This is a genomic window from Bradyrhizobium sp. USDA 3262 (assembly GCF_054060035.1).
Map to the genome: position 1 here is coordinate 7,013,250 of NZ_JBSSCT010000001.1, position 11,540 is coordinate 7,024,789.

Consider the following 11,540-nt stretch of genomic DNA (forward strand, 5'->3'; position numbering starts at 1 on the left):
TATTGAGCTAGCTCATGCCTCGTGGAGACGAACGGATCATCACCTCATGAGCAGCGCTTCCGGAGATCAGCCGCGAAGGCCAGCCGTGTTCTTCGATCGGGACGGCGTCCTGAACCAGGACATCGGCTACCTCTTCGAAAGCCACAGGCTGGTCTGGATCGACGGCGCGCGCGAGGCGGTCAAGGCGGTCAACGACATGGGGTATTTTGCGTTCGTCGTGACCAACCAGTCAGGCGTTGCAAGGGGTCTCTACGAGGAGACACACGTCCGGCGGCTTCACGACTGGATGGCCGATGAGCTCGGCAGGATCGGCGCGCATATCGACGCCTTCGAATTCTGCCCGTTCCATCCTGAAGGGACGGTTGAACGATATCGGCAGGTCAGCCACCGGCGCAAACCGTCGCCGGGCATGATCAATGATCTGCTGGAACGTTTTCCGGTCGACGTCGAACGCAGCTTTCTGGTCGGCGATCAACCGACGGATCTCGAGGCGGCACGTGCGGCCGGGCTGAAGGGCTACCTGTTCTCGGGATCCAATCTGGAGCTGTTCCTGAGGCCCCTGCTGCTCGGGAGCTGAAGACCACAGCGTCAGGCGCGTGGTCGCGATCGCGATCAGAACTTCCGGATCAGCTCGATCACCTCGTCCTGCTGCTGGCGCGTGATCTCAGCGAACATCGGCAGCGAGAGAATCCGGCCCTGATCGCGATGCGCGTTGGGGAACTGCTCCGGCCGATGCTCGAACCGCGCATAGGCCGGCAGCAACGGCAGCGCGGTGGGATAGTTGATGGCGGTCTGCACGCCGTTGGCGTTGAGATGGGCGGCGAGCGCGTCGCGGCGCGGATGCCTGATCGTGTAGAGGTGATAGACGTGGCTGCGTGCCGGCGCGACCTCGGGCACCACGACATCCTCGATCTGGTTGAGGCCGGCATCATAGACCTCGGCCGCGGCCTGCCGGGCCTCGGTCCAGGCGGCAAGGTGCGGCAGCTTGGCGGAGAGGATCGCCGCCTGCATGCCGTCGAGCCGGCTGTTGATGCCTTCGATGTGGTGCTGGTGCTTCACCAGTCCACCATGGCGCGCCAGCATGGCCATCTGCTCGGCGAGCGCCGCGTCGCTGGTGACGACCGCGCCGGCATCGCCCATCGCGCCGAGATTCTTGCCGGGATAGAATGAATAGGTCGCGGCCGCGCCGAAGGTGCCGACCATGCGGCCCTTGTAGCGCGCCAGATGGGCCTGGGCGCAATCCTCGATCACCCACAGCCTGTGCTTCTGCGCGATCGCCATGATCGCGTCCATATCCGCGGGCTGGCCGTACAGGTGCACCGGGATGATCCCGACCGTGCGCGGCGTGATCGCGGCCTCGATGGCCGCCGGATCGATCGTGAACGTGGCCTCGTCGGTGTCGCAGAATACGACGGTGGCACCGGAATGGGTGATCATCGCCGCGGTCGAGATCCAGGAATGCGCCGTCGTGATCACCTCGTCGCCCGGCTTCACCTTCAGCGCCCGCATGGCGAGGTAAAGCGCGTCGGTGCCGTTGGCGCAGGACACGCAATGAGCGACCTGGGCCGCCGCCGCAAATTCTCGCTCGAAGGCGTCGACATAGCCGCCGCGAATGAAGGCGTTGTCGCGGATCACGCCGGCGATCGCAGCGTCGATCTCGCCCTTGATGGACTGGTATTGCAGTTGCAGGTCGGCATACGGCACCGCCATCGATATTCCCCTATTGCCCTATTGGCTCGTCAGCAGCCGGCGCGCCGGATTGCCGGCATAGGTGCCTGATATCGTGATGTCCTTGGTCACCACCGATCCGGCGCCGATGACGACGTCGTCGACGATCCTGACCGGCATGATCGTCGCATTGGAGCCGATCGACACCCGGTTGCCGATCACCGTCTCGCGCCACAGCTCCTTGCGTCCACGCGCCGGGCCGCCGGTGGAGAACGTGTCGTTGACGAACATCACGCCGTGGCCGACGAAACAATCCTCGCCGATGGTAACGAGCTCGCAGACGAAGGCATGCGACTGCACGCGGGTGCGCGCCCCGACGATCACGCCCTTCTGGATTTCGGTGAAGGGGCCGACGAAACAGTCGTCGCCGAGCTTGCAGCCATAGAGGTTGCAGGGCTCGACGATCTTGACGCGTTCGCCGAACGCGACATCGCGCACGCTGGCCTGATGCACCTCCGGCCGGTTCACGAAACGACGCCCAGCCGGCTCAACCGTGGCGTGAAGCGCAGCGCGACTTCCTCGCCGGTCTCGATCGACTCGTAGAGGGCCGAGATCAGCTCCAGGCTCTTGCGGCCCTCGAGCCCGTCCACCAGCGCAGCGCGCTGATTCACCAGACAATCGACCACATGGTGATAATAGGCCTGATGGCCGAAGCCGTAGACGTTGGGCGGGTTGACCGAGAACTTCTCCACGACGTCCTTGTCCGACGGCAGCTCGTCGACAAAGCGCCAGTGCCGGATCTGGTTAACCGCGAAGCCCGAGATCTCGACCGTGCCCTTTTCGCCCAGGATCGAGAGCGAGCCCTCAAGATCGGTCGGGCGCGCCGCGGTGGTCGCCTCGATGATCCCGAGCGCGCCGTTGCGGAACTTCAAGGTCGCGACGGCCGTATCCTCGGTTTCGATATTGGCCAGTGCCGTTGCCGCGCGCGCATGCACGCTCACCACGTCGCCGAAGAACCACTCCAGCATGTCGACATGGTGGCTTGCCTGATTGGTCAGCACGCCGCCGTCATAGGCCCAGGTGCCGCGCCAATCGTCCTGGTCATAATAGGCCTGGTCGCGGCACCAGCGCACTCGGACCGTCCCCAGGATGAGCTTGCCGAAGCGGCCGGCGTCGAGCGCCTCGCGCGCCTTGACCACCGGCACGTTGAAGCGGTTCTGCTTGACGATGAACATCTTGACGCCGGCCTGGTCGCAGGCCCGGATCATGTCGTCGGCGTCCTGCAGCCGCAGCGCCATGGGCTTCTCAACCACGATGTGCTTGCCGGCCTTGGCACAGGCGATCACATGCGCGGGATGCAGCCCGCTCGGCGTCAGCACGGCGACGGCATCGATGTCCTTCCGCGCCAGGAATTCGTCCATGTCGTAATGGGCCGCAACGCCGAACTTCCCGGCAACCGCATCGGCGCGCGCGCGGATCGGATCGCAGACCGCGACCAGGCTCGCTCCCTCGATGTGATTGCCACCCAGGAGATCCGAGTGACGCTTGGCGATACGCCCGCACCCGAGCAGGCCAAATCTGATCATGCAACAGGCCCTGTCTTGTCTCGTGACCGGCCATTGCAGCCGGCCGAAGAGCCGAGGGAACAAGCGGCCTTGCGAGCCGCGCGATAACGTCCATTACCCAGAAAACTCGGGGTAAGGCAAGGCCATGCACCAGTCAGGCGGCGCGGCCGCGGCACCATGATTTCGCGCTGCCTCGGCTCGCTTGGCCTTTGTGAGCGTGGCAAGGGTCCTTGCGACAAGCCTCGCCGGGTAACGGCGATCCGATCGGGGACAACTGCTCCTCTACCCCCCGGAGCAACAAGCGGCATTTGCGTTATTAACCAGGAATAATAGGATGAAGGACCGGCATTGTCCTTGTCGTCTTATCGGCGTCGTGCCATGCCCCTGGCTCAAAAGGCGGCATCGGTTGGCGATCGCGGGTTAGTCTGCCGAATACGATGACTATCCACGAGACGGTCCCAAACGCGCAGCCCGATGCGGCGGTAGGTGAGAATGAACGATCGCGCTATTCAGCTGGAGCCTGGTTTCGGGTGGCGCCAGACCAAGCTTGCCCTGCTTGCCTATGCCCACGTCGTGGTTTGCTGCATCTCGCTGTACTGCATCACGATCACCGATTCCTTCCCGGGTGTCATCGCCTTCGACAAGGCACATCTTGCATCCGCAATCGTCAACGTGTTGGCGTTCAGTCCCGTCGTCATCCTGTTCGCAATCAGTCGCTTCAGCTTTGGCTATCTCGTCGGCTTCTATTTCTACATCATGGTCCTGGGGTATCTCTGGCTGATCGAATTTTCGGTGCTCGATTACGATCATCGCCTGGCGCTCGCCTCGATCGTGCTTTCGGCGCTCGCATTCCTCGCCCCCGTGCTGTTCATCACCGCGCCGGTACGGCAGGCTGTCGTCATGCCGGCGCGCGCCTTTCACATGATGCCTTCCGTCATCCTGATTGCCTCGGCCGCAATCATCGGCATCGGGTCTCTCTACAACCTCAAGCTGGTCGATCTCGCCGAGATCTACAAATATCGCGCGGAGCTCGCGTTGCCCGGCGTCCTGCGATATGCCGTCTGGATCGTCTCGAACGCCCTGTTGCCGTTCGCCTTCGCCTGCTTCGTCGCCAGCAAGCGGATCTGGCAGGCAGGGGCCGCTCTGCTTCTGATGCTAATGTTCTACCCGATCATGCTGACCAAGATGGCGCTGTTTGCTCCGGTCTGGCTGCTGTTTCTCGCGCTGATCTGCAAGCTGGCTGAGGCCAGGGTCACGACGATCCTGTCGTTTTTCCTGCCTATCCTGATCGGCACTATCTTGTTCTTCCTGGTCAAAGCCGAGGTGCTGCCGCTCAAGCCCGCACTGGTTTATTTCGGCACCGTCAACACCAGGATGGTTGCGATCCCGTCGCTCGCCCTTGAAGTCTACAACAACTACTTCTCGGCGCACCCGCTGACTCATTTCTGCCAGATCAACGCGTTGAAGCTCGTGGTTGCATGCGCCTATGACGAGCCGATATGGGCCGTCATGGCCAAGGCCTACGATCTCGGCGCCTTCAACGCTTCGCTGTTCGCCACCGAAGGGGTCGCTTCGGTCGGCCTCGTGCTCGCCCCGGTATCCGCGCTGGGCTGCGGCCTGATCATTGCCCTCGGCAATCGCCTGTCGTCCGGCTTGCCCGCGCAATTCGTGCTGCTCTCCGCGGGGTTGCTCCCCCAGGTTCTCCTCAATGTACCGCTTTCGACAGCCTTGCTGACGAACGGCACCGGGCTGCTGTTCCTGCTCTGGTACATTACGCCGCGGTCAGCGTTCGACCAGACGGCAACGTCGACGACTGCGGCAGGCGAGCGCCTGCAAAATGCAAGCTTGCAGCAGGTCGTCCTGAACTGAATCGAGCACAGAGGCTACGAAGCTTCAGTACTCGGCAATTACGCTTCGATCAACCTAAGGCAAGCCGCCAGAACTCAACAAACGCGTGACATTGTAAGCTGCGCGACCGGTCCCGTATTCCTCTATCTCGCGCCGAATGGCCTGCGCCGGTTGCATCCAGAGCCGATTCCAGCCGTGTGCAATCGTTTCCGTCCACTCGGTTTCGTCACGCAGTGTGGTGCAGGGCACGCGATGGAAATAGGCCTCCTTCTGGACGCCTCCCGAGTCCGTATAGACTTCAACTGCGTTGTGCAGAAGCTTGGCCATATCGAAGTAGCCGACTGGATCAATAATCTTCAAGCCGTCGAGAGCAACTCCCATACGCAAAGCAGCCTGCCGGGTGCGCGGGTGCAGCGGTAGAACAACAGGGTATTTCTGCGACTGATCCTGCAGAAACCGCACGACGGCCAGAAGCTGCTCCCGGTCGTCGGTGTTTTCAGCGCGATGAATCGTAGCAAGTGAATATGTCTTCGGGACCAGCCCGAGGCTGGTGAGTATGGTCGAACTTTCCTCGGCCTTGTCCGTCACGAACAAGGTTGCATCGTACATCACGTCGCCGACGTGATGTACGCCTTTGGTTACGCCCTCGGCGGCGAGGTTGGCAACGGCTGCGGCCGTCGGACAGAAATTCAACGTGGCAAGATGGTCGGTTACCAGCCGATTGATTTCCTCTGGCATCCGGCGATTGAACGAACGAAGCCCCGCTTCGACGTGCGCGACCGGAATGTGCAACTTCGACGCCGCGAGCGAGCCGGCCAAAGTCGAATTGGTGTCACCATAGACGACAACCCAGTCGGGCTTTTCCGTGAGCAGGATAGGCTCTATCGCAATCAGCATACGTCCCGTCATGTCGGCGTGACCACCGCCATGGATATCGAGATGATATTGCGGCTTTGGAATATCCAGCTCCTCGAAGAACACGTCGGACATGTTCGTGTCGAAATGCTGACCGGTATGCACCATCACTTCCGTGAGTCCGTTGGTCTCGCGGATCGCACGACTGACAGCCGCCGCCTTGATGAATTGCGGACGGGCGCCGACAACCGTGAGAATCTTCAGCATTCAGGAATACCTTGCGACATCGGGCAGCTGCGCAACGTGATCTCGCATGCAGCCGACGATGCGCTCGCGATTTGCGCGCGTCCAATCGATGGTTTTCCGAAGACCATCCTCGTGAGACACGGTCGCGACGAAGCCGAGTTTCTCACGCGCCTTGGCCGGATCGCCGAAGCGCTGCCCCGACCTGTCCCAATCCCGCGCCGGCGTCAGCGCAATCGGCGTCACATTGCCGACGATGGAATTCACGCGGGTCGCTAGTTCAAGAATGCTGGTTTCGACGCCAGAGGCGAGATTGTAAATTTCGCCGGGCTCGCCCAAAAGCGCGCACGCCATTAATCCTCTCGCCATGTCTTCCACATAGATGAAGTCACGAGATGCGATCCCGCCGTTCTCAACCGGCAAGGCTTCGCCGTGCAGCGCTCTCCATATGAAAGTCGGCGTAACGTTTCTCCATACGGTATGCACCGTTCCGCGCCAGCGGCCGGCGCCAAGGATTTCGCCGGGACCGTAAACGTTCTGAAAGCGCGCCTTCACGAACGGCAGCTTATATCGCGCAAAGTAGTAGTTGCCGTACATCTCGCCGATTAACTTCGAAATCGAGTACGGACTGTCGTGAAACAGAGAAACCGGCGCATCCTCTCGCGTCGCCTCGGCCCCTTGGAAGGTCTTCTCGGCCACGGCACAGCCTGCGGCGGCGTACACAACCTTCCGTAGCGAACCAATGCTCTTGAGCCTTTCAAAGAGCTTCAGGCTCGTGAGCGTATTGTTCGCGTGATCCGCAAGCGGATCGGCGATCGAGGACTGATTGCCGTGATAGCAGGCGAGATGAAAGACGTAGTCCAGGTTTCCCGGCAACGCCGCAAGCACTGCGTCGTCCGTGATGGAGTTCCGAATGAATTCGACCCGTGGATCGTCCGGTACATTTGAAACGTCGGCCGACAACAGGTTGTCGACTATGACGACCCGAGCCGGTGCCTGCTCCAGCAGCTTCTTGACGAGATTTGATCCGACGAATCCAGCTCCGCCAACGACAAGGACGGTAGCTCCATTGAAAGAACTCATCTTCACCCCTTAGGTGCAGCCAGGTGACTGTAGACGTCCGTCACTCCGTGGGCGTCGTACCACGAGAGCTGCCGCCGAATTGTCTCTTGAAACGAAACCCTTGCTTTCCAGCCGAGGATCTCTTGCGTCCTGGTAGGATCCGGCACCACGGAGGGAACATCATCTTCTCCGACAGGCACCACCTTGACATCCGGGTCGGCCGGCAACTGAAGATGCGATCGGACCAGATCGTATACGTCCTTGATGGAATGTCCCGCTCCGCTGGATACGTTGAAGATGCCGGTCGGCGCGCCCTCGGCCATCGCAATGTCTACTGCGGCGACGAAATCGGACATATCGAGGAAATCCCGGTAGGCCGCCGTGCAGAAGCATGCCTGTCCCGCCTTCAGTCGCTTGTAGAAGGTCGGGATCGGACCGATTGCGAGGCGCGGGCCGGCGACGTTCGCAAGGCGCAGGGAGACGAAAGGCAGACCGCTCATGGCCAGATATTGCTCGCCGGCGACCTTTGAAATGCCATAGCTCGTGAACGGCCGCAGCGGATGCTCGACGGCAATAGGCGTGCTCTCGGGGCGCCCGTAGCACAAGACGGTCTGGAAATTTATGACCCGGCGAATACCCGCGGTCCGCGCGAATTCAATGAGATTCGCGGTCCCCTCAACGTTCGTCGCGATATCCTCGCGCCAGTTTGCCGGATCCTTATAGGAAGCGGCCGAATGTACCAGGTGAGTTGGGGCAAAGTCGGCAAAGGCCTTCGCCACCAGATCACGATCGGCAATCGAACCTTCGACGAGATTTAGGCCGGGAAGCGCGGGCACGACCTCACGCTTGCCGGTCGCGAAATTGTCGATGACAAGAATTTCGTGACCTTGCGGCAACCAGTGCTCAATAAGGTTCGAGCCGAGGCACCCCGCCCCGCCGGTGATAATGATGCGCATCGAACTTGATCCGATCAGGTGCGGATTTCCGCACGCGCTTCCTTCAGGTGTGTGTAGCCACCGACGACGCCCTCCCTCTGCCAGCGCTCAACCGACAGACGGGCGATCTCATCGAGCGAAGTGAACTCAACTGCGCCGAAGTCCTTGAACGTGCGTTCGGGGTCCAGAAGGATGGAAGCGGCATCATCCGGACCAAGCGGCTTAACCTCGGGCTCCGGATAGTCATTGATCTTCATTGCCCGCACGACTGCGTCGTAGAGCTCCTTGATCGCGACGTCCTTGCCCGAGGAAAAATGATAGGTGCCGCGACCGACGCCATCGGCGGCCCTGACAACGACCTTTGCCAAATCACCCGCGTAACAAAAGTCCCGCCGGGCCGGCGTAACGAAGCACTTCTGTCCCTTCGCCAACCGGCCATAGAAGATCGGCAGCGGACCGGATACGTTTCTTGGCCCAATTACGTTGGCGAGCCTGAAAGTGACCCAATCCACGCCAGAAAACTGCACGTAGTTCTCGCCGGCCGTCTTCGAGATGGCATAGCTCGAATTGACGGGATTGATCGGATGATCGAGTGGGATCGGGGACTGCAGCGGCTTGGTGCCATAGCAAAGCGCCGTCTGAAAGTAGATCAGGCGAGATACGCCGAAGGTCTTGCAGGCCTTCGCGACGTTTGCCGTGCCGACGGCATTCACCAGAGCGTCGGTTCCCCAATCCTCCGGGTCCTTGTAGGACGCCGCGGTATGAACGACGATCTCGGGCCGAAAATCTGAAAACAGTCGATTGATCACGTCGGCATTCGCGATCGTGTCTTCGACCAAGGTCAGGTTTTCATGTTTGGTCAGATTGTCGGCCCGGCCGGTCGTATAGTTGTCGATCGCAACCACCTCGTCGCCGCGCGACAAGAACATATCGATGACGGTTGATCCGACCTGGCCGGCGCCGCCGGTGACAAAGATTTTCATCCGATTACCCAGATTTGAGAAAGTCAGCTACTGTTGCTAAATCCGGTAGTAGTCCCGGTACCATTTGACGAAGCGCGCGACACCTTCCTCGATTGGTGTCGCGGGCCGAAAGCCGATATCCCGCTCAAGATCCTTGATGTCGGCGTAGGTCGCCTCGACATCGCCGGGTTGCATCGGCAGCATCTCCCTCACCGCCACCTTACCCAACTCCTTCTCGAGGAGCGAGATGACATATGTCAGTTCCTCGGGCTTGTTGTTCCCGATATTGTAGATCTTCCACGGAGCGCTGCTGGCCGCTCGGTCGGGTTTGTCGCTGTTCCAATCCTGGAGGCCCTGCGGCGCTCGATCGATGAGACGAACGATGCCCTGGCTAACGTCGTCGACATAGGTGAAGTCCCGACGCATTCGACCGTGATTGAAGAGCCGGATTGGCTCTCCAGCCAGAATGGATCTGGCAAAAATGAACATCGCCATATCGGGACGGCCCCACGGGCCATACACCGTGAAAAAACGGAGCCCCGTCGTGGGAAGGCGATAAAGATGGCTATAGGAATGAGCCATCAACTCGTTCGCCCTCTTGGAAGCCGCGTAGAGACTGATCGGATGATCGACGCCATCTTCGGTCGAGAACGGGAGCTTGGAGTTTGCGCCATAGACTGAGGATGACGACGCGTAAACCAGGTGTTGACATCCGTTATGCCGGCATCCCTCCAGGATATTGAGGAAGCCCTGCATATTCGCGTCGACATACGCGTGCGGATCTTGGATTGAATATCGGACGCCGGCCTGCGCTGCCAGATGAATCACCCTGGTAAAGCGACACCGATCGAACAGCGCTTTCGCCTCCCGTCGATCAGCGAGATCAAGCTTTTCAAAGCTGAAACGGGAATTGCTTTTGAGCAGATCCAGGCGCGCCAGCTTGAGGCTGGGATCATAGTAGTCGTTGATACTATCAACGCCAACCACGTCATGGCCTTCCGACAGCAGGCGCTGACTGACGTGGAAACCGATGAAGCCGGCTGCCCCGGTGACAAGAACTGCCTTGCTGGACATGCTCGCACTCAAAGTCGCAACAGCTCAATGCCGGCCGGCCTGGTGCCTCGATCAAGCGTCGACTTCACATCGTAGACCAGACCATTGCCATCGGTCAGCAACCGCTGAATCAGCGGCCACCCGCCGGTCGCGTATTCGTTGTGGGCTACCGCCAGAACGACGGCATCCGCCGATTGCAGCTCGTTGAGCGGCAAGAGTTTGACCCCGTATTCTTCCTCAGCATCGGCTGCATCTGCGAGAGGATCATGCAGCTGCACCACCAAGCCGAACGACTGCAGCTCGCGCACAATATCGACGACCCGCGAGTTCCGCGTATCCGGGACGTCCTCCTTGAATGTGAGTCCAAGGACCGTGACTACACCGCTTTGCGCCTTGCGTCGCAGCAGCCCCCTGACGCACTCCCGCGCCACCCGCTGCCCCATGCCGTCATTGATCCGCCGACCCGCGAGAATGACCTCCGGATGATAGCCGGCCTTCTCTGCGCGATAAGTCAGATAGTAGGGGTCAACACCGATGCAATGACCACCGACGAGCCCTGGCTGGAACGGCAGAAAATTCCATTTGGTCCGTGCGGCGGACAACACGTCCGCAGTATCGATGTTGAGGGCCTGAAAGATCAGCGACAGTTCGTTCATGAAGGCGATGTTCAAATCGCGCTGGGTATTTTCGATGACCTTTGCTGCCTCTGCCACCTTGATGGTCGGCGCGCGATGAATACCGGCCGTTACGACCGATCCGTAGACTTCGGCAACGACATCGAGCGTGCGCTGATCCTGCGCCGAAACCACCTTGGCGATGGTTTCGAACCGGTGCTGCTTGTCGCCCGGATTTATTCGTTCCGGCGAATAGCCGACCGTGAAATCCTCGCCCGCCTTGAGCCCCGATACCGCCTGCAGGACCGGAATGCATTCCTCTTCGACGGCGCCGGGATAGACCGTTGACTCATAGACGACGATATCGCCCTTCTTCAGCACGCGGCCGATTGATCGCGATGCGGAGATCATGGCGCCCAGGTCTGGCCGTCTCGCCTCGTCGATCGGCGTGGGCACCGTCACGATGTAGAAATCGGAGCCAGCCATTGCCTCGAGATCGGATGAGAAGACGAGCGACGGCTGACGCAGATCGTGCGCCTCAACCTCTCGCGTTCTGTCGTTACCAGCCGTGAGCTCGGCAACGCGCCTTTGGTCAATATCGAACCCGACCACCGGCACGCCCGATCGTGCAAACGACACGGCTACAGGCAAACCGACATAGCCCAACCCAATTACAGCGATGTTGCGTCCGTGTCTCATTTTCGATCCTGATTTAAGCTTGGCGCGGCCCCAAGC

General features: G+C 60.5%; 11 protein-coding genes. 2 read left to right on the forward strand and 9 right to left on the reverse strand.

Annotated elements, in window-relative coordinates; translation table 11 throughout:
* The first annotated feature begins 46 nt into the window (after window positions 1–46).
* Entirely contained in the window at window positions 47–577 is a 531-nt protein-coding gene (locus ACVWYP_RS33165) for an HAD family hydrolase (protein WP_304496224.1), read from the forward strand.
* 35 nt (window positions 578–612) lie between these two features.
* Here ACVWYP_RS33165 and ACVWYP_RS33170 read toward each other — a convergent pair whose 3' ends face one another.
* The 3 genes from ACVWYP_RS33170 to ACVWYP_RS33180 are packed head-to-tail and all read right to left on the reverse strand — an operon-like array spanning window position 613 to window position 3,254.
* The gene (locus ACVWYP_RS33170; protein WP_304496225.1) at window positions 613–1,710 is read right to left on the reverse strand and encodes a DegT/DnrJ/EryC1/StrS family aminotransferase; all 1,098 of its coding nucleotides are present in this window, start codon (window positions 1,708–1,710) and stop codon (window positions 613–615) included.
* A gap of 18 nt (window positions 1,711–1,728) precedes the next feature.
* Window positions 1,729–2,196: an acyltransferase gene (locus tag ACVWYP_RS33175; RefSeq protein WP_018272672.1), complete on the reverse strand. Its 468-nt coding sequence runs from the start codon at window positions 2,194–2,196 to the stop codon at window positions 1,729–1,731.
* Complete coding sequence (locus tag ACVWYP_RS33180) at window positions 2,193–3,254, reverse strand: Gfo/Idh/MocA family protein (protein ID WP_304496226.1); 1,062 nt, start codon at window positions 3,252–3,254, stop codon at window positions 2,193–2,195. Before ACVWYP_RS33180 ends, ACVWYP_RS33175 begins: the two co-directional genes overlap by 4 nt.
* A 471-nt stretch (window positions 3,255–3,725) precedes the next feature.
* Between ACVWYP_RS33180 and ACVWYP_RS33185 the strand changes: the two genes are divergently transcribed.
* Window positions 3,726–5,102: a hypothetical protein gene (locus ACVWYP_RS33185; RefSeq protein ID WP_304496227.1), complete on the forward strand. Its 1,377-nt coding sequence runs from the start codon at window positions 3,726–3,728 to the stop codon at window positions 5,100–5,102.
* 54 nt (window positions 5,103–5,156) lie between these two features.
* Here ACVWYP_RS33185 and wecB read toward each other — a convergent pair whose 3' ends face one another.
* From wecB to ACVWYP_RS33215, 6 genes are read right to left on the reverse strand one after another with little or no spacing between them, the layout of a single operon-like run.
* Window positions 5,157–6,203, reverse strand: coding sequence for a non-hydrolyzing UDP-N-acetylglucosamine 2-epimerase (wecB, locus tag ACVWYP_RS33190; protein ID WP_304496228.1), 1,047 nt, complete (start codon window positions 6,201–6,203; stop codon window positions 5,157–5,159).
* Window positions 6,204–7,262 (reverse strand): NAD-dependent epimerase/dehydratase family protein, encoded by a 1,059-nt coding sequence (locus tag ACVWYP_RS33195; protein WP_304496229.1) that lies wholly within the window; start codon window positions 7,260–7,262, stop codon window positions 6,204–6,206.
* Between the two features lie 2 nt (window positions 7,263–7,264).
* Window positions 7,265–8,197, reverse strand: coding sequence for an NAD-dependent epimerase/dehydratase family protein (locus ACVWYP_RS33200; protein WP_304496230.1), 933 nt, complete (start codon window positions 8,195–8,197; stop codon window positions 7,265–7,267).
* Window positions 8,198–8,211: 14 nt separating this feature from the next.
* Window positions 8,212–9,159, reverse strand: coding sequence for an NAD-dependent epimerase/dehydratase family protein (locus tag ACVWYP_RS33205; protein WP_028343083.1), 948 nt, complete (start codon window positions 9,157–9,159; stop codon window positions 8,212–8,214).
* A 36-nt stretch (window positions 9,160–9,195) separates the two neighbouring features.
* Window positions 9,196–10,212 (reverse strand): NAD-dependent epimerase, encoded by a 1,017-nt coding sequence (locus ACVWYP_RS33210; protein ID WP_304496231.1) that lies wholly within the window; start codon window positions 10,210–10,212, stop codon window positions 9,196–9,198.
* 8 nt (window positions 10,213–10,220) lie between these two features.
* Window positions 10,221–11,504 (reverse strand): nucleotide sugar dehydrogenase, encoded by a 1,284-nt coding sequence (locus ACVWYP_RS33215; RefSeq protein ID WP_259242320.1) that lies wholly within the window; start codon window positions 11,502–11,504, stop codon window positions 10,221–10,223.
* Window positions 11,505–11,540: the final 36 nt, after the last annotated feature.

Excerpts from the sequence above, each read along its gene's own strand:
- wecB (WP_304496228.1), bottom strand. The coding sequence starts at position 6,203 with ATGCTGAAGATTCTCACGGTTGTCGGCGCCCGTCCGCAATTCATCAAG.
- ACVWYP_RS33180 (WP_304496226.1), bottom strand. The coding sequence starts at position 3,254 with ATGATCAGATTTGGCCTGCTCGGGTGCGGGCGTATCGCCAAGCGTCAC.
- ACVWYP_RS33195 (WP_304496229.1), bottom strand. The coding sequence starts at position 7,262 with ATGAGTTCTTTCAATGGAGCTACCGTCCTTGTCGTTGGCGGAGCTGGA.
- ACVWYP_RS33210 (WP_304496231.1), bottom strand. The coding sequence starts at position 10,212 with ATGTCCAGCAAGGCAGTTCTTGTCACCGGGGCAGCCGGCTTCATCGGT.
- ACVWYP_RS33170 (WP_304496225.1), bottom strand. The coding sequence starts at position 1,710 with ATGGCGGTGCCGTATGCCGACCTGCAACTGCAATACCAGTCCATCAAG.
- ACVWYP_RS33215 (WP_259242320.1), bottom strand. The coding sequence starts at position 11,504 with ATGAGACACGGACGCAACATCGCTGTAATTGGGTTGGGCTATGTCGGT.
- ACVWYP_RS33185 (WP_304496227.1), top strand. The coding sequence starts at position 3,726 with ATGAACGATCGCGCTATTCAGCTGGAGCCTGGTTTCGGGTGGCGCCAG.
- ACVWYP_RS33165 (WP_304496224.1), top strand. The coding sequence starts at position 47 with ATGAGCAGCGCTTCCGGAGATCAGCCGCGAAGGCCAGCCGTGTTCTTC.
- ACVWYP_RS33200 (WP_304496230.1), bottom strand. The coding sequence starts at position 8,197 with ATGCGCATCATTATCACCGGCGGGGCGGGGTGCCTCGGCTCGAACCTT.
- ACVWYP_RS33205 (WP_028343083.1), bottom strand. The coding sequence starts at position 9,159 with ATGAAAATCTTTGTCACCGGCGGCGCCGGCCAGGTCGGATCAACCGTC.